Origin of the sequence: Erwinia magellanica, from assembly GCF_039023495.1 — a bacterium.
GTDB lineage: Bacteria > Pseudomonadota > Gammaproteobacteria > Enterobacterales > Enterobacteriaceae > Erwinia.
In genome coordinates, this window is the sequence record NZ_JBCHVC010000002.1 from 776,197 (window position 1) to 801,471 (window position 25,275).

The 25,275-nt window shown below is 52.8% G+C and carries 27 protein-coding genes and 3 tRNA genes; 17 read left to right on the plus strand and 13 right to left on the minus strand.

The window, feature by feature from the left end; all coding sequences use genetic code 11:
* Positions 1–5: 5 nt before the first annotated feature.
* Entirely contained in the window at positions 6–605 is a 600-nt protein-coding gene (gene wrbA, locus AAH450_RS10895; RefSeq protein WP_342910218.1) for an NAD(P)H:quinone oxidoreductase, read from the minus strand.
* A gap of 351 nt (positions 606–956) precedes the next feature.
* Here wrbA and AAH450_RS10900 point away from each other — a divergent pair, with 351 nt between their 5' ends.
* Together AAH450_RS10900 and AAH450_RS10905 are read left to right on the plus strand one after the other, a co-directional pair.
* Positions 957–1,145, plus strand: a complete 189-nt coding sequence (locus AAH450_RS10900) for a con-10 family general stress protein (RefSeq protein WP_342910219.1) — start codon at positions 957–959, stop codon at positions 1,143–1,145.
* A gap of 93 nt (positions 1,146–1,238) precedes the next feature.
* The gene (locus AAH450_RS10905; protein WP_342910220.1) at positions 1,239–2,165 is read left to right on the plus strand and encodes a DMT family transporter; all 927 of its coding nucleotides are present in this window, start codon (positions 1,239–1,241) and stop codon (positions 2,163–2,165) included.
* Here the strand turns inward: AAH450_RS10905 and rutG are convergent.
* From rutG to rutA, 6 genes are read right to left on the minus strand one after another with little or no spacing between them, the layout of a single operon-like run.
* Positions 2,162–3,487, minus strand: a complete 1,326-nt coding sequence (gene rutG / locus AAH450_RS10910) for a pyrimidine utilization transport protein G (protein ID WP_342910221.1) — start codon at positions 3,485–3,487, stop codon at positions 2,162–2,164. The genes AAH450_RS10905 and rutG overlap by 4 nt on opposite strands.
* A 49-nt stretch (positions 3,488–3,536) precedes the next feature.
* Entirely contained in the window at positions 3,537–4,061 is a 525-nt protein-coding gene (rutF, locus tag AAH450_RS10915; protein ID WP_342910222.1) for an NADH-dependent FMN reductase RutF, read from the minus strand.
* Between the two features lie 13 nt (positions 4,062–4,074).
* A complete protein-coding gene (rutD, locus tag AAH450_RS10920) occupies positions 4,075–4,923 on the minus strand; it encodes a pyrimidine utilization protein D (RefSeq protein WP_342910223.1) in 849 nt (282 codons plus the stop codon).
* Positions 4,924–4,934: 11 nt separating this feature from the next.
* The gene (gene rutC, locus AAH450_RS10925; protein WP_342910224.1) at positions 4,935–5,321 is read right to left on the minus strand and encodes a pyrimidine utilization protein C; all 387 of its coding nucleotides are present in this window, start codon (positions 5,319–5,321) and stop codon (positions 4,935–4,937) included.
* Positions 5,322–5,338: 17 nt separating this feature from the next.
* On the minus strand, positions 5,339–6,085 hold the full coding sequence (rutB, locus tag AAH450_RS10930) for a pyrimidine utilization protein B (RefSeq protein ID WP_342910225.1): 747 nt from the start codon (positions 6,083–6,085) through the stop codon (positions 5,339–5,341).
* On the minus strand, positions 6,085–7,176 hold the full coding sequence (gene rutA / locus AAH450_RS10935; RefSeq protein ID WP_318790589.1) for a pyrimidine utilization protein A: 1,092 nt from the start codon (positions 7,174–7,176) through the stop codon (positions 6,085–6,087). The genes rutB and rutA overlap by 1 nt, the downstream gene beginning before the upstream one ends.
* A 279-nt stretch (positions 7,177–7,455) precedes the next feature.
* On the opposite strand from rutA, the gene rutR reads away from it, so the two are divergent.
* Entirely contained in the window at positions 7,456–8,115 is a 660-nt protein-coding gene (gene rutR / locus AAH450_RS10940) for an HTH-type transcriptional regulator RutR (RefSeq protein ID WP_342910226.1), read from the plus strand.
* A 33-nt stretch (positions 8,116–8,148) separates the two neighbouring features.
* On the opposite strand, the gene cycA is transcribed toward rutR, so the two are convergent.
* Positions 8,149–9,543 carry a D-serine/D-alanine/glycine transporter gene (gene cycA, locus AAH450_RS10945; protein WP_342910227.1) on the minus strand — a complete coding sequence of 465 codons (1,395 nt, stop codon included), beginning with the start codon at positions 9,541–9,543 and terminating at the stop codon, positions 8,149–8,151.
* 206 nt (positions 9,544–9,749) lie between these two features.
* Between cycA and AAH450_RS10950 the strand changes: the two genes are divergently transcribed.
* From AAH450_RS10950 to AAH450_RS10960, 3 genes are all read left to right on the plus strand, one after another.
* On the plus strand, positions 9,750–10,448 hold the full coding sequence (locus tag AAH450_RS10950; protein ID WP_342910228.1) for an extensin-like domain-containing protein: 699 nt from the start codon (positions 9,750–9,752) through the stop codon (positions 10,446–10,448).
* A 793-nt stretch (positions 10,449–11,241) separates the two neighbouring features.
* Complete coding sequence (gene sdiA, locus AAH450_RS10955; protein ID WP_342910229.1) at positions 11,242–11,964, plus strand: transcriptional regulator SdiA; 723 nt, start codon at positions 11,242–11,244, stop codon at positions 11,962–11,964.
* 128 nt (positions 11,965–12,092) lie between these two features.
* On the plus strand, positions 12,093–12,719 hold the full coding sequence (locus AAH450_RS10960) for an autoinducer synthase (protein WP_342910230.1): 627 nt from the start codon (positions 12,093–12,095) through the stop codon (positions 12,717–12,719).
* Here the strand turns inward: AAH450_RS10960 and AAH450_RS10965 are convergent.
* A complete protein-coding gene (locus AAH450_RS10965) occupies positions 12,716–13,054 on the minus strand; it encodes a GlpM family protein (RefSeq protein ID WP_342910231.1) in 339 nt (112 codons plus the stop codon). The genes AAH450_RS10960 and AAH450_RS10965 overlap by 4 nt on opposite strands.
* 74 nt (positions 13,055–13,128) lie before the next feature.
* Complete coding sequence (locus tag AAH450_RS10970) at positions 13,129–13,353, minus strand: DUF2594 family protein (RefSeq protein WP_342910232.1); 225 nt, start codon at positions 13,351–13,353, stop codon at positions 13,129–13,131.
* Between the two features lie 237 nt (positions 13,354–13,590).
* On the opposite strand from AAH450_RS10970, the gene uvrY reads away from it, so the two are divergent.
* From uvrY to AAH450_RS11000, 6 genes are all read left to right on the plus strand, one after another.
* Positions 13,591–14,250 carry a UvrY/SirA/GacA family response regulator transcription factor gene (gene uvrY, locus AAH450_RS10975; RefSeq protein ID WP_342910233.1) on the plus strand — a complete coding sequence of 220 codons (660 nt, stop codon included), beginning with the start codon at positions 13,591–13,593 and terminating at the stop codon, positions 14,248–14,250.
* Positions 14,243–16,075 carry an excinuclease ABC subunit UvrC gene (gene uvrC / locus AAH450_RS10980; protein WP_342910234.1) on the plus strand — a complete coding sequence of 611 codons (1,833 nt, stop codon included), beginning with the start codon at positions 14,243–14,245 and terminating at the stop codon, positions 16,073–16,075. Before uvrY ends, uvrC begins: the two co-directional genes overlap by 8 nt.
* A gap of 71 nt (positions 16,076–16,146) precedes the next feature.
* The gene (pgsA, locus tag AAH450_RS10985; protein ID WP_342910235.1) at positions 16,147–16,695 is read left to right on the plus strand and encodes a CDP-diacylglycerol--glycerol-3-phosphate 3-phosphatidyltransferase; all 549 of its coding nucleotides are present in this window, start codon (positions 16,147–16,149) and stop codon (positions 16,693–16,695) included.
* A gap of 158 nt (positions 16,696–16,853) precedes the next feature.
* A tRNA-Gly gene (locus tag AAH450_RS10990) sits at positions 16,854–16,929 on the plus strand.
* Positions 16,930–16,968: 39 nt separating this feature from the next.
* Positions 16,969–17,042: transfer RNA gene (locus AAH450_RS10995), tRNA-Cys, on the plus strand.
* A gap of 12 nt (positions 17,043–17,054) precedes the next feature.
* A tRNA-Leu gene (locus tag AAH450_RS11000) sits at positions 17,055–17,140 on the plus strand.
* A gap of 307 nt (positions 17,141–17,447) precedes the next feature.
* Here the strand turns inward: AAH450_RS11000 and AAH450_RS11005 are convergent.
* On the minus strand, positions 17,448–18,143 hold the full coding sequence (locus tag AAH450_RS11005; RefSeq protein WP_342910236.1) for a B3/B4 domain-containing protein: 696 nt from the start codon (positions 18,141–18,143) through the stop codon (positions 17,448–17,450).
* 43 nt (positions 18,144–18,186) lie between these two features.
* Between AAH450_RS11005 and AAH450_RS11010 the strand changes: the two genes are divergently transcribed.
* Positions 18,187–18,789, plus strand: coding sequence for a helix-turn-helix domain-containing protein (locus AAH450_RS11010; protein ID WP_342910237.1), 603 nt, complete (start codon positions 18,187–18,189; stop codon positions 18,787–18,789).
* Positions 18,790–18,949: 160 nt separating this feature from the next.
* On the opposite strand, the gene AAH450_RS11015 is transcribed toward AAH450_RS11010, so the two are convergent.
* Both AAH450_RS11015 and AAH450_RS11020 read right to left on the minus strand, forming a co-directional pair.
* On the minus strand, positions 18,950–19,357 hold the full coding sequence (locus AAH450_RS11015) for a DUF2000 domain-containing protein (protein WP_342910238.1): 408 nt from the start codon (positions 19,355–19,357) through the stop codon (positions 18,950–18,952).
* A gap of 52 nt (positions 19,358–19,409) precedes the next feature.
* Complete coding sequence (locus AAH450_RS11020; RefSeq protein ID WP_342910239.1) at positions 19,410–20,246, minus strand: AraC family transcriptional regulator; 837 nt, start codon at positions 20,244–20,246, stop codon at positions 19,410–19,412.
* Positions 20,247–20,465: 219 nt separating this feature from the next.
* Between AAH450_RS11020 and AAH450_RS11025 the strand changes: the two genes are divergently transcribed.
* The 4 genes from AAH450_RS11025 to AAH450_RS11040 are packed head-to-tail and all read left to right on the plus strand — an operon-like array spanning position 20,466 to position 25,066.
* Complete coding sequence (locus tag AAH450_RS11025; protein WP_318790610.1) at positions 20,466–20,897, plus strand: MarR family winged helix-turn-helix transcriptional regulator; 432 nt, start codon at positions 20,466–20,468, stop codon at positions 20,895–20,897.
* 1 nt (position 20,898) lies between these two features.
* Positions 20,899–22,596: an MFS transporter gene (locus AAH450_RS11030; protein WP_342910240.1), complete on the plus strand. Its 1,698-nt coding sequence runs from the start codon at positions 20,899–20,901 to the stop codon at positions 22,594–22,596.
* Entirely contained in the window at positions 22,596–23,690 is a 1,095-nt protein-coding gene (locus tag AAH450_RS11035) for an HlyD family secretion protein (protein WP_342910241.1), read from the plus strand. Before AAH450_RS11030 ends, AAH450_RS11035 begins: the two co-directional genes overlap by 1 nt.
* Positions 23,690–25,066, plus strand: a complete 1,377-nt coding sequence (locus AAH450_RS11040) for an efflux transporter outer membrane subunit (RefSeq protein ID WP_342910242.1) — start codon at positions 23,690–23,692, stop codon at positions 25,064–25,066. The genes AAH450_RS11035 and AAH450_RS11040 overlap by 1 nt, the downstream gene beginning before the upstream one ends.
* Positions 25,067–25,275: the final 209 nt, after the last annotated feature.

Below are 25,275 nucleotides of genomic sequence, written 5' to 3' on the forward strand. Positions count from 1 at the left end.
TCCTGTTATGAATTAAGCTTAACGGCCAGTCCGGCGACATGTTCACCCTGGTAACGAGCGATATTCAGCTCCGCTTCACTGGGCTGACGGGAACCATCGCCGCCGGCGATCGTCGTTGCGCCGTAAGGGGTTCCACCCTGTACTTGTGAAACATCAAAAAGTTCCTGGGTGCCATAACCAATCGGCACGATAACCATGCCGTGGTGCGCCAGCGTGGTCCAGGTGGAAGAGATGGTGTGTTCCTGACCTCCTCCCGTACCAGTTGAAGCGAAAACGCTGGCGAGTTTGCCGTGCAGCGCGCCTGAAGCCCAAAGGCCTCCGGTCCGGTCAAGGAAGGTGCGCATCTGTCCGGCCATATTGCCAAAACGAGTGGGGGTGCCGAAGATGATCGCATCATATTTCGGCAGTTCATCGGGCGTGGCTTCCGGAGCAGCCTGGTGGGTTTTACCCCCAACCTGAGCGAAGCGTTCTGCGTCCATTGTTTCAGGAACCCGTTTGATCGTGACTTCCGCACCGTTAACGCGACCAGCGCCTTCGGCTACCGCGTTTGCCATGGTTTCAATATGCCCATACATGGAATAGTAAAGCACAAGAATTTTCGCCATCAGTTCCCTCGTTAACGTCATTGGTGCATTAATGGCTGGTAAGCCTTTGAGAGAGTATAGAAGAGGGTTGCCGCCTCTGCTTAAGGATGCCGTCCAATTGCCTGAAAGCTGAGCAGCCGGGCCTTTATTAAGAATAAAAATATTAGCGGTAATAATATTATTCTTCAGAGGGTTTGACGCTTTTCACCGCAGTGCAGGCACGCTTTTTCTTATAATTTCTTAGCAGCTCAGTGCGGATAATCTATGCTTAATCACTTGGCAGAGCGTCCCGCACGCCTCTGTTTTCAAGCGGTCTGAACGTGACGGGCCGTGCTAATGCAGTATGATTGCTTAACTGTCTGGAGAGTTGAAATGGCTGAACATCGTGGTGGATCGGGAAATTTCGCTGAAGATCGTAAAAGAGCATCAGAAGCAGGCCGCAAAGGCGGAAAAGCCAGCGGAGGAAATTTCAAAAATGACCCTCAGCGCGCTTCTGTTGCGGGTGAAAAAGGAGGGCGTAACAGTCGGGGGAGTCGCAGTAAATCTTCCGATAATGCATAACGCCTTCTGATACCGCCGGTTTTTCCGGCGGTACGTCTGGACACTCCCTCTCTCGCCCGGCACACTGACGCTAAATTCCGATCTGAGCCTGCTATGTCTGCCTTACTCTCCCGCTATAAATTTGCTTTTACGCCGCAGGAAATCATTCTGATTGTGATCACCATGATCTGGGGCGGTACCTTTCTGGCCGTACATCATGCAATGAGTGTCAGTGGTCCATTCTTTTTTGTCGGCGTACGTTTTGCAACGGCGGCGTTGTTGCTGGGCGCGGTATCCTGGCGGTCGTTACGAGGTATTAGCTGGCAGGAAATTAAGGCAGGCGCCCTGATTGGGGCTGCTATCGGCTGTGGTTATGGGCTGCAAACTTACGGCATGCAAACGATCACCAGCAGTAAATCCGCTTTTCTGACCGCTCTTTATGTCCCGCTGGTCCCGCTGCTTCAGTGGCTCTTTCTTGGACGGCTGCCGGGGTTGATGTCATGGATTGGCGTGGCGCTGGCCTTCGCCGGGCTGATGCTGCTGGCTGGCCCGGAGGGCGACTCGCTGTCGCTGGGGGCAGGTGAGCTGGCTACCCTGCTGAGTACAGTGGCTATTGCAGCGGAAATCATTTTAATTAGCGCCAGTGCCGGAAAGGTAGATATTAAAAGAGTGACCGTGGTCCAGTTGGGCTTTGCATCGTTACTGGCTTTTATACTGATGGTGCCAAACGGCGAAACCCTGCCGCCATTTTCACCTTATTTACTCTTCAGCACCGTTGGGCTGGGCATTGCCAGCGCAGTTATTCAGGTCACCATGAACTGGGCACAGCGGAGCGTTTCTCCCACGCGGGCGACGGTTATCTATGCCGGCGAACCGGTATGGGCGGGTATTGTTGGCAGAATAGCGGGTGAACGCCTTCCGGGAGCGGCGTTGCTGGGCGGGGCGCTTATCGTTCTGGGCGTGCTGATCAGCGAGTTAAAGCTGAAGCGCAATCAAAAGGCGAAGGACCAGCCTTCGCCTGATGACGTAAAAGTAAACTAGTTATCCTGATGCACCACGCCACTGCTGTTCAGCGCGGCAGTGCGGCGGGTCAGAATAGCATTGAGGATAATGGCACCAAAGGTCGCCGTGCCGATGCCTCCCATGGTGAAACTACCGATTTTCAGGGCGAAATCGCCAGCCCCCAACACCAGCGTGACCGCAACCATGATCAGGTTGTTGTTCTGCCCCAAATCGACGTTGTTCTGCACCCAAATCCTTGCGCCAGCCACTGCAATCAGTCCAAACACCACAATGGAGGCGCCACCGATGACCGGCGCGGGGATGGTATGAATTAACGCACCAAATTTGGGTGAGAAGCCCAGCAGAATGGCGATTACCGCCGCCGCCACAAAGACCAGCGTGGAGTAAACTTTCGTCACCGCCATCACACCGATATTCTCGGCATAAGTGGTCACGCCACTGCCGCCTACGCTGCCAGAAAGCATCGTTGCCAGACCATCACCCACAAATGCGCGTCCCATATAGGGATCAAGGTTTTTACCCGTCATTCCGGCTACGGCTTTAATATGCCCAAGATTTTCCGCTACCAGGATCACGGCAACCGGCGCAATCAGAAACATGGCATGCGAGTCGAAGAGTGGCGAAGTGGTGGCAGGAAAACCCAGCCAGGGCGCAGCGGCAAGCAGGCTAAAATTTACCGCTTTGCCCAAACCCAGACCGTTGGTCAACAGGGCATAAATCGCACAGGCGACAATCAGTCCGACCAGAATCAGCAGGCGCTGTACCATGCCTCGGGTGAAAACGGCGACGATGCCGATACAGAGCACGGTCATCACCGCCATCCAGCTGTCGAACATAGAGGCAGAAACGCTGCGTACCGCGATGGGCGCCAGGTTCAGCCCGATAGCCATCACCACGGCACCGGTCACCACTGGCGGCATCAGCTTTTCAATCCAGCGGGTTCCCACTTTCATCACCACAAAACCGATCAGCATATAGACCAGACCGCACGCAATTATCCCACCCAGCGCCACGCCGAGATGGGGGTTAATTCCCTGGCCATTGAAACCGGTAACCGCAATAACCACACCGACAAATGCTGCGCTGGACCCCAGATAGCTCGGCACCCGCCCACCAGTAATCAGGAAGAACAGCAGCGTCCCCACGCCCGACATCAGAATAGAAAGATTGGGGTCAAGCCCCATCAGTAACGGCATCAGCACCGTGGCGCCAAACATCGCCACCGCGTGCTGAAGCCCCATAATCACCGTTTGTCCCAGCGGTAATGTTTCATCAGGCGCCACTATACCCTGCGCCGTTGCGGACTGTTTACGCCATTGAGGAAACCAGGAACTCGCCATCGTCTTCTCCAAAAGAAGTGAATAAAGCATTAACCGCAGGGGCGGCGTTTCAGGCTTCCTGCCGTTGTAGTCGGTGATAGCCCCGATCAAAATAGATCAGGCCATGGGTGTGATCGTTGTAGATCAGCGCCTGCGCCTCACAGACCAGCACATCGTGAGTGCCGACGCTCATCACCTGGGTCACTTTGCAGTCAAAAGAGGCCACGGCTCCGGCCAGGACGGGCGAGCCGGTCACGCTGGTTGACCATTCCGCCGCGATAAAACGTTCCGCCATCGGCGTCTTGCCGCCAAACAGGTTCGACAGGGACTCATGGCCTGCTGCCAGGGTGTTCACACACAGCTGCTGATTGGTTTTGAACACCTCATAAACGGAAGCGGATCGGTTCAGGCAGACCAGCAGGGTGGGTGGGGTATCGGTGACGCTGCAAACGGCAGAAGCTGTAAAGCCTGCCCGGCCTGCGGGGCCGTCTGTGGTAATGATATTGACGGCTGCGCCCAGGCGCGCCATGGCATTACGAAAATCTTGTTTTTCCACACCCGCAATTACAGCAGGTGCCAGGGTTGCCAGAGACATAATCAGTTCCTTATTACAGCGTGCGGGCAACAAAGGAGACAGGGCATGGCTGCACTGTCGGCGAAGGTTGATTCTGAGTAGCAACAGGCGAGGTCTCTTCCAGCCATGCCACCAACAGTTGGTTAAACAGCGCGCTATCCGTAACGCTCATGGCATGGCCGCCCCACGGCATTTTTTCCAGCCACGCCTGCGGCAGGGCTTCATAAAGCGCCTGCGAACAGGGCCAGGGCACCAGCAGGTCATCCTGCGCGCAGATCACCAAAACAGGTTGCGTAATATGGCTGGCCAGCTGGCTGTAATCACAGGCCATAAGCGCATTCAGCCGAAGCAGCAGGTTTTCTGTACCCTGAAAATGCGCAGCGTGCAGGGCATCTTCAGCTTCAATACGGGCCTGATTCTCTGCCAGCCAGTCAGCCGGATAAAGAAACAGCGGTTGTGCACGGACATAATCTTCTATGCTAACGTTCAGCAGTGCCTGACGAACGCTAAAGCAGCGGCGGGTATGAGCATTTAACCGCAGCCAGCCATTGACGATAACCAGCCGGGAAACGCGCTGCGGATAGTCCAGGGCGAGCTGCATCGCCACCATGCCGCCCAGCGCATGTCCGATAACGTCATAATGCTCAATGCCTGCTGCGACCAGCTCCGTGGCCAGTTCGGCAGCCATGTCAGCCATGCTGTACCCTTCCGGCAACTTATCGGGAGAGCGACCTGTCCCGCGCTGATCGTAAGTGACCACGCGATACTTTTGTCGCAGGTCATTCATCTGTGGCAGCCAGAAGCTGCCCAGACCGCCAAGCCCGGCAGAGAGGACCAGCGTTCTGGCTTTTGGATGCGTCAAACCAGATAGCTCAATATGCATAGGGTTCTCCGCTATTTACCAATGTGCGCGACGCTGGCGATTTCTATCAGCGCATCCGGTTTAACCAGGCCGCACTGGATGCAGAAGCGCGCCGGCTTCTCGCCGGGGAAATATTCCGCATAAACGCTGTTTATCGCGGCGTAATTACTCCAGTCAGTGACAAAGATAGAGTTAAACGTCACGTCATCCAGAGTACCGCCAGCGGTCTCAATCACGCTTTTGATGGTCTCCAGAACATGGCGGGTTTGGGCTGCGGCATCCCCCACATGAACAACGTTATTGTCTTTATCAAAGGGCAACGTTCCGGAGACATACACAATGCCATCCGCGAGCGTGCCAGGAACAAAAGGTGCAATCGGGATACCCGTTCCCGGCGGTGTAATAATGGTCTTTGGCATGGTTTTCTCGCTCAGGCTTATGCCGTCTGTTTAAGGGGAGCAGAGGCGTTTTGCAAAGCAGAGCAAAACGTCGTGACGTCCGAGACCCAGCCAAAGAAGGTCTCTATATTGAAGAGTGCGGCCTGCTGAGCAAACGAGGGACCAGCCTGATAAGTTGCGTCTTCCAGCACAATGCCGAAATACTCCAGGAAGAAGCCATCGCGCAGCGTGGACTCCACGCAGACGTTAGTGGCGATGCCGGTAAACACCAGATGGCGTATGCCGCGGCTCCGCAGCATGCTGTCGAGCGGGGTGTTAAAGAAGCCGCTGTAACGAGGCTTAGGCAGCACGATATCGCCAGGCTGAGGCTGAAGCTGATCGACCAGTTGGTAATCCCAGCCGCCTTTTGCCAGCAGCGTGCCCTCCAGTTCCGGGCGCTGACGCATGGTTTTCAGCGCGTTGGATTTGTGCCAGTTGGGTGACCCAGGGCCGCCAGCTTCCACATACTGATCGTCCCAACCGTTCTGGAACCAGATAATCTGAATGCCAGCCTCGCGGGCGGCAGTGACCGCGATATGGATATTATCGATTACCGGGCGGGTGGCAGAGACGTCAAACCCAGCCAGGTCCAGATATCCTCCCGTTGTGGCATAGGCATTTTGCATATCCACCACAATCAGCGCAGTTTGTTCAGGAGGGAAAGCGATCGCTTCCGGACGCGCCGGTAGCGTGATGCTGTTCTTCGTGGAGGCAGTGGTACAAACAACCGGCTCTTTAGCGATCATTACGCAACCTCCTTCGCAGCTTCAATGGTATTGCTCCGGCACTGCATCAGCGGCTGAATGCGCTCGCCAAAGTTTTCAATGCCTTGCAGGAAATCGTCAAAAGTCAGCAGCACGCCCTGAGTTCCTTCAACCGCCGCCACTTCGTCAAGCATGCGGGCCACGTTGGCGTAAGATCCCACCAGCGTACCCATATTGATATTCACGGCGGAGGTAGGATCGGCCATCTGACGGACGTTGGTGTCGCTGCCGGACTTTTTGTCCTGCTGACTCTGCGTGGTCAGCCAGGCCAGCGCTTCCTCGTCCGCACCTTCTTTGTAGTGCTCCCACTTTGCTCTGGCCGCTTCGTCAGTTTCATCGGCGATGATCATAAAGAGCACAAAGGAGCCGACATCGCGTCCGGCTTCATCCGCCGCCTGTTTCATGCGGGTTGCGGTAGGGGCGAAAGCGGTGGGGGTATTTACCCCTTTGCCAAAGCAGAAATTGTAGTCCGCATGTTTTGCGGAAAAAGCCATGCCTGCATCACTCTGACCGGCGCAAATCACTTTTACAGGCTTCTGCGGCTGCGGGCTTAACCGGCAATCGTTCATGGTGAAAAACTCGCCTTTCAGATCGGACTTGCCGGTGCCCCAGAGATCCCGCAGCACGGAGACATATTCTGTCAGATAGTCATAACGACGAGAGAAGTACTCATCGCCGGGCCAGATCCCCATCTGCTCATATTCCGGTTTTTGCCAGCCGGTCACCAGATTCACGCCAAAACGGCCGTTGGAAATGGAATCTATAGTGGAGGCCATCCTGGCCACGATGGCCGGAGGTAATGTCAGGGTCGCGGCGGTGGCATAGATTTCGATACGCGAGGTCACCGCAGCCAGGCCAGCCATCAGGGTGAAAGATTCAAGGTTGTGATCCCAGAACTCCGTTTTACCGCCGAAGCCGCGCAGTTTGATCATCGACAGGGCAAAATCAAAGTGATAATGCTCAGCCTTGAGGACGATGGCTTTGTTTAACTCAAAGGTTGGCATGTATTGCGGCGCGTTGTTGGAGATCAGCCAGCCATTGTTGCCGATTGGGATAAATACACCGATTTTCATTATGATACCTCTGGGTGTGCGTTAGGGTTAATTCCTGCGCTGCGGTGCATCCTGCACTCTCCCTGAAGCGGCGCTCAGCAACGAAGTTGCAAAGGCTGTGCCAACAAAATTAATTGCTTGCTTATCATGGTGTTAAATAAATTTCATCAGAATGTTACAGAGCGGACGGTCTGAAATGGACCATTTGGTCAAAAATAGCTGCACACTAATCAGGCAGCTTGATCTATTTAAGTGCATTAGGCCCACCGCAGGAGTTTTGCTATTATCCGGCCACCCCACATGGACAATGAGGTCTCAGTGAATTCTACAGATAAGTTACCGACGCCCACGCGCCGCTCGCGAGCCGTTGCCGCGAAACGTACGGCCATCCTCACTGCGGCACTGGCATTGTTCTCTCAATATGGCGTACACGGTACCAGCCTGGATAAAGTGGCCGAAGGCGCTGACGTTTCGAAAACGAATCTGCTTTATTACTATCCCTCCAAAGAGGCGCTTTACATCGCCGTGCTGAAAGAGATTCTGGATGTCTGGCTGGCACCGCTGCGCGCGCTGCGCGTGGATCAGCAACCGCTGGAGGCGATCAGGGATTATATCCGCCTTAAGCTGGAAGTCTCACGTGACCATCCTCAGGCTTCCCGCCTGTTTTGCATGGAGATGCTACAGGGCGCGCCCTTGCTTAAAGGTGAGCTGGAAGGGGATTTGAAAGCGCTGGTGGATGCAAAATCGGCAGTGATCGAAGGATGGATAAAGGAAGGAAAGCTGGCGGCCGTGGAGCCTCATCATCTGATTTTCATGCTCTGGGCAACCACTCAGCACTATGCAGACTTTTCAACTCAGGTGGAGGCGGTAACCGGCCAGACCCTGAGCGATGAAAGCTTCTTTAACCAGACGGTAGAGAATGTGCAGCGGATGGTGATTGAAGGGATCCGCGTACGTTAAATAATGACGGGCCTGGCGGCCCGTCGCTCAGCATTATGCTTTTTTCCTCTGGCGTAACCACCAGCCAATCCCCAACAGAATAAACCATACGGGCGTTACCATCAGCGCCTGACGGGTATCTTCCTGCAACGTCAGCAGCACCAGCACGAAAGCAAAGAACGCGATACAGACCCAACACATAAATATGCCCAGCGGCATTTTATAAGCAGATGTTGCGTGCAGTTCCGGGCGTTTTTTGCGGTAGGCCAGGTAAGAACAGAGAATTATCGTCCAGACAAACATAAACAGGATGGCTGAAACTGTGGTGACCAGCGTGAACACCTGCATCACGTTCGGGATCAGATAAATCAGTGCCACGCCGCCGAGCAGGCAGAGGCAGGAGAAGAACAGGCCGGTAGTGGGTACGGCTCGTCTGGAAAGCAGGCCAAAACGACGATGCGCAACCCCCTGCTGTGAAAGGCCATAAAGCATACGGCTGGTAGAGAAAATGCCGCTGTTAGCTGAAGAGGCAGCTGAGGTCAGTACCACGAAGTTAACGATGCTGGCCGCCGCAGGCAGACCAATCAGCATAAACATCTCTACAAAAGGGCTGCGATCGGCCACGACACTGTTCCACGGCGTGACCGCCATGATCACCAGCAGAGCCAGCACGTAAAACATAATGATACGCAGCGGGATAGCATTAATGGCACGCGGCAGCACTTTTCTCGGGTCATGCGTTTCGGCGGCAGCAGTGCCCACCAGTTCAATCCCCACAAAGGCGAATACGGCTATCTGGAACCCGGCAAAGAAACCGCTCAGCCCTTTCGGGAACATACCACCCTGATCCCAGATATTGCTGATGGCTGCGGTGCCGCCGCCAGGGGAAGGGTAATGCATCGCCACCAACACGATGCCGGTAACAATCAGCGCTACAATGGCAACGATTTTGATAATGGCGAACCAGAACTCCATCTCACCGAACAGCTTAACCGTGGCAATGTTCAGGGAGAGGAAAACGAAGATGCAGAGCAGGGCGCTCATCCAGATGGAAAAATTGGGGAACCAGAGCTGGAAATAGGAGCTGATCGCCACCACATCGGCAATGCCGGTGACGACCCAGCAAAACCAGTAGGTCCAGCCGGTAAAGTAACCAGCCCAGGGGCCAAGCAGGTCCGCGGCAAAGTCGCTGAATGACTTATACTCCAGGTTCGACAGGAGCAGTTCGCCCATGGCTCGCATAACAAAAAACAGCATAAAACCGATGATCATATAGACAAAAATGATCGACGGCCCGGCAAGGCTGATGGTTTTGCCAGACCCCATAAATAAGCCGGTACCGATAGCACCGCCAATCGCAATAAGCTGGATGTGACGATTATGTAAGTTGCGCCGGAGCTCGCCCGGGGCTTCTTCGTTAAGAAGCGTCTCTTTTGATTGGTCAACCATAACGGGGTTCCTGTTCTTTACGTGATGTTATGTAAGCTCTAAAGGCTTTTACGGCGCAAATCTTAACGTAAAACCCTGTTGAAGACAGGTAAAGTTCGGTATTACCAGACTGATTGCACAAAAACGCCGCTACAGTTATTCATTCGGGATCGCCATTCTGTTAGCCCTGTAAAATCTGGGGTTTAGGCCACGAGGGAAATAATACGATGAAAGGTTTGTTGGCTTTGGCTGGTGTAATTTTACTGCTGCTGGCTGTAGCGCCCTGGTTTGCGAAACATCTTCCCTCCGAATGGAATCCCTTCACGCCGCTCAGGGTGACCGATGCCCCCACCTTTATCACGCGCTATAAAATAAAACGGCTGGCAGGTAATCCGGCCGGTTGCCTGGCCGTATTACACGCCGCTCAGCGGGAAGGTTATGTCCGTTTTAGCCAGCCAGCCGCTACCAGCGGCAATTGCCCGTTGCCTGCGCCCGTTCGTGTACAAAGCTTTGGTGAGGTGCGATTAAGCTCAAGTTTTCTGGCAAGCTGTTCTCTTGCTTTGAGTTCCACAATGTTTATTACCCAGGCAGCAAAACCTTTAGCGGCCGCTGAGCTTGGCTCTCCCCTTACGCGAATCGATCATTTGGGCAGCTATGCCTGTCGCAATATCTATCATCGTGCTCAGGGGCGGCTCAGTGAACACGCAACCGCAGAAGCGCTGGATATTGCCGGATTCCGCTTAGCCAACGGTAAGCAGATCAGCGTATTGAAAGCCTGGCCACGGCAGGAAGCGGATTCTCTCTGGCTGCATCAGGTTTTTCAAAAGAGCTGCGATTATTATGGCAACTCGCTAGGCCCGGACTACAACGCTGCCCATGCTAATCACTTTCATCTTGGCATGCGCGGTTTCGGCGTGTGTCGCTAAATGAGGGTGATTTACTTTCCCATTTAACCAAAATTTACTGGCCGGTCGGACAAAAGAAAGCCTGTCAAGGTGGCTATTTTTTATCTCAGCTCAGTGACAATATTCCCGGCTCTCTTTGTATGGAGAGAATAGCCAAACAAGGATGCCCGTAAAAAGCGCATTCTGGACATCATCAGAAGGAAAATTTATTTCCATGATGTTCAGAAAATGAACCACAGGGAGGGCTTTTAATTAAAAGCGCCGAAAAATCTCTCTTTTATGTCGGCCAGGCTTCGTGGGTCAGGAAACACGGCGGATTTTGTACAAAAAAATTAATCAATATTCAAAAAGGCAAACGGTTGAATTGCAATAAATAAACCCCATTTTATCATCTGTTTGGCGGGGTGGGATGTTTCTCAAAGTGCATACGCGTGCCCCATGCAGGGCAAAATTGTGCAAAACTTTAGAACCCAACAGGGCAGGTGAAGTCGTCAAATTTATTGAATGTTTTCAGGAAAAATCCTATTCTAATCGGGTCGTGGGCTAAGTGAGACGGAAATCTTTTTCAGGATGTCAGCGAAAGAAATTACCGACAGGAAGCGGCTTTTTATAACCCCCTGTGGGAGACTGGAATTTTTAATGAGCCGCTTTTTTAATCGCTACAGGATGCTCGATTTTTTATTTGCAAGTCAGGCTCGCGTCCGGGGAAATTCACCGGAATAAGCCCTTTTTTGTGCATTTTTATTCACTTTTCTCTGTTGAAGAGCAAGGTTTATAAACCGATAAGCGTTTCTTACTGTCAGGATGAGGTTGAATGAAATCTGTAGATTATTTCAGCTGGCGTGATGAAATGCAGTTAGTCTTCAATCAGGTTTCTGACTCGAAAGGTATAACTGAGCTTATCGGACAGCAGGCGAGCAAAATGGGGTTTGATTATTACGCACTCTATATTCGTCATCCTGTGCCCTTTACCCGGCCCCAGATAACTATTTTCAGCAGTTATCCGGAGAAGTGGGTGCGCTATTACCAACAAGAAAAACTGGCGCTCATAGACCCTGTTATCAAAATTTGCCAGAGCGCAGGAAAAATTTTGTTATGGGATGAAGAATTAAGCAGAAGTGGCCGCAAAGTGTTTGATGCGGCAAGAGAATACGGTATTCACTCTGGTTTTTCGGCATCGGCTATGGCTGAAAATCGTGCCACAGGAATATTGTCTATGGCGTCAGGTAAAACTTTTGAAAAGATAATGTTAACACCTGAAAAGCAACTTAAACTACAGTATTTAACGGTACTGTCGCTAGAAGCGCTACAACGGGTGAAAGATATTTCTATGTCTGTGATAAATACGCAGCTGAGCCAGCGAGAATTAGAAATTCTTAAGTGGACTGCTGAAGGAAAAACCTCAGCAGAAATATCGCTCATTCTCTCGATTTCTGAAAATACGGTTAATTTTCATCAAAAAAATATGCAGAAGAAGTTCAATGCACCTAATAAAACGCAAGTGGCCTCTTATGCAGCGGCAATCGGACTCCTTTAGGACAGATGCAACTACCAGATCTGGTAGTATCAAGGGGCAAGTTGGTTGTCTACCCTGCGCGCAGGGTAGCAACCCTGATCGAGCCGTGAGGAGCGGCGTTCACGAGGGAATGCGACAGGGGATCAATAATGAAAATTATCCAAACCAAGCTTAAGGATATGCCATCCTCATTACTGGCAGAATTAGGAAGCTATCGCTACAACGTCTTTGCCCGTGGGGAAGGGTGGTCTATTCCTTCCCGTCTGAGTACGCCTGGCCAGGAGTACGATCGCTTTGATCGTTCCGATGTGAACTGGCTGATAGCCTGGCATGCCCAGCACGGGATTTGCGGTTGTGCAAGATTGATGCAGTGGCAGGATCCGGAAACTGGCCCAGGCATAGATATGCAGAATAAAAAAAGTAAAAAGCCCGACCCAATATGGGAAATGTCGCGCTTCTCCGCCAGGCTGGAGATTGACCCTGAGCTGCCGCTCACTATTTTATGGCACAGCGTGCAGCTTGCGGAGCACTCAGGCATTGACTCTCTTTACAGTGCGGCTACCCCGATGCTGGAACAGATGTTTGAACAGCACAAGGTAATATATGAACCGCTAACAGCTGGGGTGATTCAGTCGGAGGATAATCTGTTTGCGGTAAGGATCCCTGTTAAGCAGCCTCATATGGCAGCGAAGTTCCATGGCGCCCGCCGCTTCAGCCCGGAGGAAGTGCTGCCTACGCTGGGCGTTTCTGTCAGCTGGGGTGCGCGCAACCGTTAATGATGGAGTCTGGCCCACAGTGCGATCAGCACCCAGGCGGCCAGGCACCAGCAGGCTACGGCGCTGGTGAGAGCAAAAGGTAGACGCATCATCCCGACAAAATACCAAAGTGAAAGCAGGTAAATAAAGTAGGGAATAATGGCCCACATGCCAAAAATAATCGTGGTTCGCAGTGCTTCTGTACCACGGTCAGTGGCCACGATGTAGTGGGCAATCAGCGCAAAAGTCGGGAAGAGAGGGAGAAGACCGGCGATATAGTAGTTGCGGGTCTTTGATAACATCCCGATGAGTACCACCACCAGTGCGCCCAGTACCGCTTTGAAAAGTAAGCCCATTGTTCCATTCATTCAAAGATAAAAGATAACCATCTTATAATGGGGAATGAAAAGCAATGGGCCAGCTGCCAGATTTACTGGCGATAAGCCTGTTTAATCTGTTTGATGGTGCTGCTGAAAACGTCTGCCTGCTGCTGATCGGTCAGCTGGTCAATGTAGCGTTCCATATTGATGATGACTTTACCGGCATCAGCCTGTCCCATCCCTTTTAACATGAAGGTGACCAGCGCTTTCATACAGGCCATCTCTTCCGCCAGGGTTTTTGTCTCTTCACTGGTTGAAAAGTCATTGTTGCTCATGTTTTCTCCTTTTTGTCATCTTTAATTCAACGGGTTGTTAACACTCGCTGAAAGGGTAAATCGCTAACAAGTATATCACATATCCCTCACAGATAAGGCAGAGTGCCCACAGCCAGAGTGAAAAGCTTTCAAGCTGAAGAGCCTATTATTTCAGTTCAATCACCCGGCAAAAAGAGGTAAGATCGCTGCTCAAATCCATGCATACACCTCTTGTTGATGCCCACCCGGAGAGACCTGTTGATTAGCGTTTTTCTTGTCGATGACCATGAACTGGTTCGCGCTGGTATTCGCCGCATACTGGAAGATATTAAAGGCTTTCAGGTTATTGGCGAGGCGAATTGTGGTGAAGACGCGGTGAAATGGTGTCGCAGCCATAATGTGGACGTGGTGCTGATGGATATGAACATGCCGGGCATCGGTGGCCTTGAGGCGACGCGGAAAATCGTACGTTTCAGCCCGGACAGCAAAGTCATTATGCTGACCATCCATACGGAAAACCCGCTTCCGGCCAGGGTGATGCAGGCAGGCGCGTCAGGCTATCTGAGCAAAGGCGCCGCTCCTCAGGAAGTGGTGAGCGCCATTCGTCAGGTTCATTCCGGACAGCGCTATATTGCTTCAGATATCGCTCAGCAAATGGCGCTCAGCCAGATCGAGCCGCAAAAGAGAGATTCTCCCTTCGACAGTTTGTCGGAACGCGAATTGCAGATTATGCTGATGATCACTAAAGGTCAGAAAGTGGCGGAGATTTCCGAGCAGCTTAATCTGAGTCCTAAAACGGTCAACAGCTATCGTTACCGCATGTTTAGTAAACTTAACATCAGCGGCGACGTTGAGTTGACCCATCTGGCCATTCGTCATGGCCTGTTCAATGCGGAGTCGTTAACCAGTAGTGAATGAACAGTTTGATGCCAAATCCTTTCTGAAAACGGTTACCAGCCAGCCAGGCGTTTATCGCATGTATGATGCAGGTGACACGGTTATCTATGTCGGTAAAGCCAAAGATCTGAAAAAAAGGCTGACCAGTTATTTCCGCGGCAATCTTGCCAGCCGCAAAACGGAAGCGCTGGTTGAGAGCATCCGGCAGATCGATGTGACGGTAACCCATACCGAAACGGAAGCGCTGCTGCTGGAACATAACTACATCAAGCTCTATCAGCCACGCTATAACGTCCTGTTACGCGACGATAAATCTTATCCCTATATCTTTTTAAGTGGGGATCCGCATCCCCGGCTTGCGAGCCACCGTGGCGCTAAACATGCTAAGGGCGAGTATTTTGGCCCGTTTCCTAATGGCTATGCCGTGCGCGAAACGCTCTCTCTGCTGCAAAAAATCTTCCCGGTTCGCCAGTGTGAAAACAACGTTTACCGTAATCGTACGCGCCCTTGTTTGCAGTACCAAATTGGTCGCTGCCTTGGCCCCTGCGTAGCGGGCCTTGTCAGTGAAGAAGAGTACGCGCAACAGATTGAGTATGTGCGGCTTTTCCTGGCGGGAAAAGATGATCAGGTGCTGAATCAGCTGGTCGCGCGTATGGAGAGTGCCAGCACCAATCTGAAGTTTGAAGAGGCCGCCCGTCTGCGCGACCAAATTCAGGCCGTGCGCCGCGTGACGGAGCGTCAGTTTGTCTCCAATAATGGTGACGATGTGGATGTGATTGGCGTTGCCTTTGATTCCGGAATGGCCTGTCTTCACGTGTTATTCATCCGTCAGGGAAAAGTGCTGGGCAGCCGGAGCTACTTCCCTAAAGTACCGGGCGGCACCGATCTGGCTGAAGTCGTGCAGACTTTTGTCGGGCAGTTTTACCTGCAAGGGAGCCAGGCGCGTACTTTGCCCACAGATATTCTGCTGGACTTCACGTTGCCAGAGAAAGATCTGCTGGCGGAGTCGCTGACGGAGCTTGCCGGTCGTAAAGTGGCGATCCAGAGCAAACCTCGTGGCGACAGGGCGCGTTATCTTAAGCTGGCCAGAACCAATGCCAGTACGGCACTGGTCAGCCGCCTGTCACAACAGTCCACTATCCATCAGCGGCTTAAAGCGCTGGCAGAGGTTCTTGAACTGTCTGAAATCAACCGGATGGAGTGTTTTGACATCAGCCATACCATGGGTGAACAGACGGTAGCCTCCTGCGTGGTGTTTGATGCCAATGGTCCGCTTCGTTCTGAGTATCGTCGTTACAATATCACCGGCATTACGCCGGGCGATGACTATGCCGCGATGAACCAGGTGCTGCGCCGTCGTTACGGAAAAGAGCTTGAAGAGAGCAAAATACCGGACCTGATCCTGATTGATGGTGGAAAGGGGCAGTTAGGGCAGGCGAAGAGCGTTTTTGCTGAGCTTGATGTCAGCTGGGATAAAGAGCGGCCCATTCTGCTGGGCATTGCCAAAGGAACGGATCGTAAAGCCGGGCTTGAAACCTTGTTCTTTGAACCGGAGGGTGAGGGGTTCTCACTGCCGCCTGACTCACCGGCCCTGCATGTTCTTCAGCATATTCGTGACGACTCTCACAATCATGCAATTACGGGGCACCGTAATAAGCGGGCAAAAGTGAAGAACACCAGCACGCTGGAGACGATTGAAGGGATAGGGCCAAAAAGACGTCAGATGTTGCTTAAATACATGGGTGGCCTGCAACCGTTGATGAACGCCTCCGTGGAAGAAATAGCCAAAGTTCCCGGCATTTCGCAGCTGCTGGCGGAAAAAATCTTTTATTCGCTGAAACACTAAGCATTGCAACCCCCGAAGCAATGTAGGAACATAGGGACAAATTCTACTCTGCCCAGACAGTTAGCATAACTATGCATTTTAACATTCCGACGTTACTCACCCTGTTTCGTGTCGTTTTGATCCCCTTCTTCGTGCTGGCATTTTATCTGCCTTTCGAATGGGCCCCGCTGGCTTGTGCGCTGATCTTTATCTTTGCGGCGGTCACCGACTGGTTTGATGGCTATCTGGCGCGTCGCTGGAAGCAGACCACCCGCTTTGGTGCTTTCCTTGACCCGGTTGCGGATAAGGTGATGGTGGCGATGGCGCTGGTGCTGGTGGCAGAGTATTTCCACTCCTGGTGGATTACATTACCTGCGGCGACCATGATTGCCCGTGAAATTATCATTTCTGCCCTGCGCGAGTGGATGGCGGAAATTGGCAAACGCAGCAGCGTTGCCGTCTCCTGGATTGGCAAGGTAAAAACTACGGCACAGATGCTGTCACTGTTTGCGCTGCTCTGGCGGCCGGATAACACCGTAGTGGCACTGGGTGTGGTCGCTTTATACGTTGCAGCGGTGCTGACTTTCTGGTCAATGTTTCAATATCTCAACGCTTCGCGTAAGGATTTGTTTGAACAGTGATCGATGCGATTTAAAAAGCAGCAAACGAAAGAAAAGTCGGGATAATTATGTTGACTCATTTCGCAAGAACAGTAGAATGCAACGCATCGAAAGGCAGCTGGTCTGTCAGAAGATAAAGTAAATCAGCAGCTTCAGTCGATTATGACAAGTTGGTGTTTGCGGGAATAGCTCAGTTGGTAGAGCACGACCTTGCCAAGGTCGGGGTCGCGAGTTCGAGTCTCGTTTCCCGCTCCAAATTTTAGTCACCAGAGGCTCTGGTGGCACAGCAAGATTGGCGCGTTGGCAGAGTGGCCATGCAGCGGATTGCAAATCCGTGAACCTCGGTTCGACTCCGGGACGCGCCTCCACTTTACACCCATGCCCGGGTGGTGAAATCGGTAGACACAAGGGATTTAAAATCCCTCGGCTTATGGCTGTGCGGGTTCAAGTCCCGCCCCGGGCACCATTATTTTCTACCGATTAAAAACGAATAAAAACAAGCACTTTGTGCAATGTCGTCGAACCGCCCAAGGGCGGTTTTTTTGTGCCTGAAAACCTCCGCCTAACATCCCGCCTGACATCATTTTTTGCAGACTGAATAAAATTCTCCTACTGGCTTCCGACTAGCGGAACTCTCCAGGCCATGTTTGTTTCCATTGCTAAGCCCGGCTCAGGGACGGGCAGCTAAAGTCCCTATGCGGCTTTTACAAGCCACATGAAGAACATATCTGAAGATCAAACCAACCCTGAATAGCTGAAAGCAAAATTCACTCTTAATTGATGCCAAACCCTACCAGCTCCTGGGTAATGACCGAACCAGGCATCATTGCTTTTAATCCTTCTGTCAGTTTTTCACCTGCCTCAATTAACTTCGCCAGCGGCATCTCCGGAAGGGACTCAAGAATAAACCACATTTGCTTATCCTGAGCACTTAACCTGGTTCTTACACCCTGACGCCAGTTCCAGCGGCGGCATGTCACACCAATATCATCACGCCATACAACCTCTCCTGGCTCCGGAGACTCGTGCGATGGCTGCCCCTCTTTTATGGTATCAAACACTTCATTGCCCTCAGCTACTACCAGTTGAGGTGCGCCAGAATAGGCAGCTATGTTTTCGCCACCGACCGGAACGGCATAGGCGATGCTGATGGCATTATAGAGATCGACTACCGGATCTATGCCTGCCATGTTTCCATCGCGCAATATACGTTTTCGCAGGGCTTCAGCAGAGCAGGGGGTACGTTTGGGCTTAGCGCCAAATTTTCTGAAGACTTCCGCCCAGCTCTCAAGATGCGCGTCAGCCCAGGCTGGCTCGCCTGTTTTTACAGATGCACAGGCTTTCATCAGCGCCTGTGAACCCACTTCGGGGTGAGTGAGTGGGGCCGCTTCAACAACGATACTCAGGGCGCGAAATCCCGGCGCTATATCGGCAATGGAAGGGGCTATTGACGGGTGGACAATAAACATCGGATAATCCTTTAACGACCATTTTAGTTTATGATAATGACCGATGAAGAGTAAAGTCAATCAGTCTTCGCCGATGAATACGGCGATACAGGATATCAATAGTGCGGTATCAGAAAGGATCAAAGCATTCCGAAAGGCACGCCGCTTTTCACAGGATGAGCTTTGTCGTCTGGCAGGGATCAGCAAAGGAATGTTGGTTGAACTGGAAAAAGGTGCAGCGAATCCAAGCATCGCCATCCTGTGTAAGCTGGCGACAGCAATGGGTTTATCCGTGGCGGATATTGTTAACGTTAGCAGCGCACCCACTGTCACTGTGATCGGGTCTGATGATATTCCAGTGTTATGGCGAGGAGACCTGGGGGGATCGGCACGCTTACTGGCAGGCACCAGTGGCCCGGATATGATTGAGCTATGGCGCTGGGAGATGTTCCCCAGGGAATATTATCAGGCGACGGCCCACTCCGCTGGAACGCTTGAATTACTGCATGTGGAGCAGGGAAACCTGACGCTGACCATCAACAGTAATGAACACGTGGTCGGGCAGGGGTGTTCAGCAGTGGCTAATACGGATATCCCGCATGCTTACTCCAATAAAAGTGACGAAATCGTAGTTTTCACTATGGCGGTGGCAGAGTTAATCCGTTAAAAAGCGAGAGCCGCTCAAAAGGAGAGCCGCTCTCAAAATAAGCCGATCATTTACTAAAATGGCTGCTTGCAGAAAGTACCTGCGCAACGCGCCGCTGTTCTTAAATGCTGATCATCTGTTCCCGCACGCCACCCGTCCCGAAAGTTAAAGTACCCATTTTTTAACCAAACAATTTTAATTTTGCGGTGAGTTTGCGCAGCGCTTTTTTCTCGCCCACGATGCCCAAACCAAGATGCTGGAGGTTTGAGGTTGAGATCTGCCGGACAGCTTCACAAAAAGCGCCATAATCTACGGTCATTTGTCCTTCTGCGGGAAAGAGGATGGCGTCAAAAGCCTGTTCTCCACACTCATTAACCAACGTCACCAGCTGTTCATTACTGGCAGCAAGGATCGGGATGCCTACCGGGATCAGGCCGGGATATGATTGACCGCTGCCATCCACCAGTGGCGAACCTACAAATTCGGGGTGTCGCTGGCCTAATGTTAATGAGATCACGGCGGCGGCATTCACCGCTTTACCCACGGGCAGTTCAGTATTCAAAATCACAACGCAACGCAGATCGTTCATCTGGCACTTCTCCTTACGGCTGAAAACCAGCAGGGTAAGAGAAGAGGGCGGCTCAGTCTGGAAGATTTGTGCAGCAGCGTTGATACCAGGCAGGTGTCAGTTGATAAGCGCGGCGGAACCAGCGTCCCAGGTGGCTTTGATCGGCGAAACCCAACTGCGCGGCCACATCAGCAGCATCTTTGCCCTGGGATAATAATCTGCGGGCGTGAGTCAGCCGTAGTTGAACGAGCCAGGCGTGAGGGGGGAGACCAAACCTGGCCTGAAACTCCCTGGAGAGACGAAAACGATCCACGCCAAGCGCGTCAGAAATATCGCTCAGCCCAATATTTTCATGCAAGTGGTCATGCAGATACTCTCTTGTTCTCAGGGCGAGCGTTTTTTCATGCTGCGGCACGACAATCGCTTTTCGCCAGTGTTGGTGCTGCGTCAGCGCTGCCAACAGCTGCTGCATGGCCGTCTCTTTCACAATTTTCAGCTCGCGATCGTGCAGGCACTGAAAAGCATGAAAAGTTGCGTGCGCCAGCTTGCGGTCGCCGGAAAGCGTGCGGGCAAAATTCAGCTCAAAGCTGTCAGGAACAGAGCTGAACACCTTGCTTAGCTGCTGTTGCATAAATGCGGCGTCAATATAGAGCATCCGGTAAGTAAAACCGCTTTCGTCAATGGCATCGCCGTCATGCAGTTCCCCTGGCTCCAGCAGAAACACCGTGCCGGGGTAACTTTGATGCTTCTTTTTACGGGAGTGAAACTGCTGCACCCCCTGCTCAGTGACGCCAACCAGCCAGCTATCGTGCCAGTGAGGATCGTAGGCGTGTCCGGTAAAATGGGCGCGAATAGCCTCCACCGGCATCTCTTCATCTTTGGAAATCTCTACCCAGTCAGGTTTATTCATCAGCCGATCCCTCAGGCAAGCTTTGTTCTCAGAATACAGTTAGCGCAGAAGATTTCGCAATCCTGCGAAAATTCTTCCGGAAAGTGGTACGCAATTTCACGATAATCCCAGCAGATTTTTTACTTTTTTTGTCCCTCTCTCTCTTCCTGACGTCTATGATCCTTGTTTATAATCACCCCCTTAATTTAGTTAGACCTCTAATTATCAGGCCTCTATATTTTGAATGCTCAGGAACTCAATTTTTCTCGTTTACTCCATTTGACGGCTCACGCATGGCGTCAGGCTGTCGATCGGCGCATGAAAGATGACGGGCTGAGCATGAGCAGCTGGATGGCGGTGGCCACCATTGCTATTCAGGAAGCGCCAATCAGCCAGAAAGAGCTGGCTCAGGCGCTTGGGCTGGAGGATGCCAGCGTAGTGCCGTTGATAGATCGTCTGGTCAAACAGCAGCTGGTGGAGCGTATTCAGCCGGAGGAGGATCGTCGTAAGCGTCTTCTGCACGTTACGCCGCAGGGGGAGGCGCTCTATCAAAAACTCAAAATAGAGGCCGACAGGTTAAGAACCGAACTGCTGTCAGGGATCAACCGCGATGAGCTGGCTGTGACCCAACGGGTGTTGCAGCAACTGCTGAAAGCCACCGAGGCGAAATAGCATGAGTGGCAACAGACCCGACCCGTTCGCCCCGCGAGAATGGGCACCCGGCGAAAAGCCGATGATGCCAGGCTCGCCTTCAACGCCGCTGCATCCGGCAAACAGGCGTGTTGCTTTCGCTATTATCGGTTTACTGATTTCGCTTACCGGCTCGCTGAGTAATGCGCTGGTTACGGCAAATCTCACTAACCTTCAGGGCGTGTTTGGTGCCTATAGCAATGAAATTGCCTGGTTGCCCGCGGTTTATGTTATGGGAAATATCTCGATCAACCTGCTACTGGTAAAGTTTCGCCAGCAGTTTGGCCTGAGAATTTTTACCGAAGCCTTTCTGGTGCTCTATGTTCTGGTGGCGTTTTTCCACCTGCTGGTTAACGACATCAATTCCGCAATTATCGTGCGGGCTGCCCATGGCATGGTTGGGGCGGCCCTGAGTTCTTTAGGTATCTACTATCAGATCCAGGCCTGGCCGGCGAAACATCGCCTCAAGGCTTTGACCATTGGAATAAGCGTATCCCAGCTGGCCGTTCCGCTGGCACGGATGTTCTCCAGTCGGCTTTTACAGCTTGATGAATGGCGGGGGCTTTATCTTTTTGAACTGGGCCTGGCAATGATCTGCCTTGGTGCGGTACTGATCCTGAAACTGCCGCCGGGCGAGCGCATCAGGGTTTTTGAAAAGAAAGATTTTCTCACCTTCTTTTTAATGGCGCCGGGCATAGCCCTTTTTTGTGCCGTGCTGTCACAGGGACGAATTGAATGGTGGACCAGCACCCCATGGCTGGGTATTTGTCTTGCTATCGGGCTGGTGCTGGTGATTGCCGCCATAGTGCTTGAACATAATCGCAGCAATCCGCTGATTAATACTCGCTGGCTTGGCACCGGGTCAATCCTGCGTCTTGGCCTGGTCATGATTATGCTGCGCGTAACGCTGGCGGAGCAGAACACCGGAGCAATTGGCTACCTACAGCAGGTCGGCTTACTCAACGATCAAATGCAATACCTGTCGCTGGCGATCCTGCTTGGCGTTCTCGCCGGCATTGTCGTAAGCGCACTGACGATTAACGTTAAGCATCTGAGCTGGCCCATGGTGTTATCGCTGATACTGATTATCGTGGCTTCGTTAATGGACGCCCAGTCCAGTCCTTTGACACGCGCTAATAATATGTATTTCAGCCAGTTTTTACTGGGGTTTAGCGGCACTTTCTTTGTTGCCCCCGCGTTACTTATGAATATCGGCAGCGTGGTGACACAACCCAAAAATATGGTGAGTCTGGTGGTGTTGTTTGGCATGTGTCAGAACCTGGGCGGGCTGATGGGATCGGCGATATTAGGCACCTTCCAGACCTGGCGCGAAAAATACCACTCCAGCCTGATAGCGGATCAGCTCTCTTACCTTAATCCCAACGTCACCGAAAGGCTCAGCCAGTACACCAGTCTGTTTAACAGTTTTATCGGCGACAGCGTTCTTCGCAGCGCGCAGGGGACGGCACAGCTACAAACGGTTGCCACGTTGCAGGCTAACGTACTCGCCTATAACGACACCTATTTACTGACCGCAGGCATGGCCTTTATCACCCTGGTTTGGGTACTGTGGCGTCTTTCACGTCAGCGCTATCTCAACTGGCTTCAGGCTAAGCGTGACGCGGAAGCCGAGCAGCGGGCCATGCAACAACCAACCACTTCGATCAGCACGGGGCATTAATGAGTCAGCAGGAAGAGAGCCAGCGCTCTGAACAGGAACGAAACAATAAACTGCGTATTTTATCTATCGCCTTTGGTGCGAGCCTCGCGGTAGTGGGGGTGCTGGTGATCCTCTACGCCTGGCAGCTTCCCCCTTTTACCAGCCAGATCCAGTCAACAGAGAACGCCTATGTACGCGGACAGGTGACATTTATCAGTCCGCAGGTGAATGGCTATCTGACCTCGGTAGAGGTACTGGACTATCAGCCTGTTAAGCAGGGTGAACTGCTGATGACCATTGATGACCGCATCTATAAACAGAAGGTGCATCAGGCGCAGGCGCAGCTGGCGATGAAGAAAGCCGCGCTGGCCAATAATATTCAGCAGCGGCGCAGCGCGCAGGCGGTCATTGAGCGTAATCAGGCCGCGCTGGAGAATGCCAAAGCCCAGGCGGTTAAAAGCGCGCTTGATCTGAAGCGCGTAGAGAATCTGGTCTCCGACGGCTCTCTGTCGATTCGTGAAAGGGATGCCTCACGCGCCAGCAACAGCCAGACCCTGACCGATGTCCAGCAGTCGAAGGCGACGCTGGACGTCTCCCGCCAGGATTTGCAAACCGTAATCGTCAATCGGGCCTCTCTTGAAGCAGACGTGGAGAGCGCACAGGCGGCACTGGAACTGGCCCAGATCGATCTGGATAACACCCGAATTATCGCTCCGCGCGACGGCCAGCTCGGTCAGATTTCGGTTCGTCAGGGGGCTTACGTCACGGCGGGAACCCGTCTGACTTCCCTTGTACCGGCGCAGATGTGGGTGGTTGCCAACATGAAAGAGACGCAGATGGCGCGGGTGAAGCCAGGGCTGCCGGTAACCTTTACGGTTGATGCCCTGAACGAAGAGCGCTTTACTGGCGAGGTTGAATATATCTCTCCGGCTGCCGGTTCGGAGTTCAGCGCCATTTCGCCAGATAACGCCACTGGTAACTTCGTGAAAATTGCCCAGCGCATTCCTGTTCGCATCAAAATCACCAGTGATAATGTTGCGCATCTGCGGCCTGGCATGTCCGTTGAGGTCAATATTGATACCGCCGATACGGCCCACAAAGGGGAGGAAAAGTAATGCGCTGGTCTGTTTCATTGCTGGCAGCGTTACTGACCGCAACGCTTTCCGGCTGCGCCACAGAAGTAGAGAAAGCCCCTGGTTCTCTGCCCATCCCGCAGCAGTGGCGCAATCAGGTGGGGCCAGCTTCCGCCGTTGAGGCTAACTGGTGGCGGGCATTTGGCGACAGGGATCTTAACCGGCTGGTTGAGCAGGCGCTGCGCAATAACCCCGATATTCTGACCGCGCGTTCGCGCGTTGATCAGTATCGGGCTGAGCTGCGCGGCGCGCTGGGGGATAATTTCCCGACGCTGGATGCAGGCGTTGCCGCCTCTCATGCCCGGTCACTCTCTTCCGCGACGGGCCAGCCTCATGAAGGCGCGGTGTTTCAGGGATTGCTTCAGGCCAACTATGATGTCGATTTATGGGGATCGCGCAGCAGCAGTATTGATGCAGCAAAAGCCACGCTTGCCGCCCAACAGGCCGCCGCCTCTGCTGCTGAACTGACCGTTGCCAGCTCGGTGGCTTCCGGTTATATGACGCTGGTCTCGCTGGATGAGCAACTGCGCGTTACCCAGGCTACGCTCTCCTCGCGCCTGGATTCGCTGAAGCTGGCCCAGCGGCAATATGAAACGGGCTATACCTCCAAACTGGAGTGGGTTCAGTCTGAATCAGAATACCAGACGGCAAAAGCGCAAATTCCGGTTCTGCAACATCAGATTGCGCAGCAGGAAAACGCGCTGAGCATCCTGGTAGGCATGAATCCCCGGCAGATCGCGCGTCAGAGCAAGTTCGATCATATAGCGCCGCAGACGCTTCCCGCCGTTCTGCCGTCGCAGCTTCTGCAACGCAGGCCCGATATCGTCCAGGCCGAGCGGCTGCTGCTGGCGGCGGACGGTACGTTGCAATCTTCCCGTGCCCAGCTTCTGCCCGCGCTTAATCTCACCGCCACCGGCACAATGCAAAGTTCCGTGCTTCATCAGCTGGTGGATAATCCTTTCCGCTTATGGAGCATTGGCGGCAGCGTGCTGGCACCTTTGCTGAACCGGGAAGCGCTGACGGCCCAGGTGGATGTCTCGATGGCGACCCGCAACCAGGCGTTGTACAGCTATGAAAAAGTGGTGCGCAACGCATTCAGCGAAGTGAATAACGATCTCGATGCCATTGAGCGTTACAAGCAGCAGCTGGTCGAGCTGCAAAAGCAGGAGCAGGTGGTCAGCGAAGCGCTACGGATTTCCCGCAATCGTTATCAAAACGGCTATGCCTCTTATCTGGACGAGCTTGACGCACAGCGGACGCTGTTTACTACGCAGTTAAACGTGGTCCAGGTAAAAAATAATTTATTGCAGGCGCAGATTGACCTCTATCGTGCGCTGGGCGGCGGCTGGACGCCCTGAGAAAAGGCGCTTCAGCGCGTCGCATTGTTTAGCAACGAGTGCTATTATGCGCGGCAACAGTGCCATTAAGCGTAAGAACTGACGGTGAGGCACCGTAATAACATTAGCTGGATTGCCTCACTTGCTCAGGATATAGCTGCTTCCCGCCTTTCGGGCTGTTAAAGCAACCCTTTTTCCGGCGCAAAATGCTTCAGGAAAGCTAAAGATTC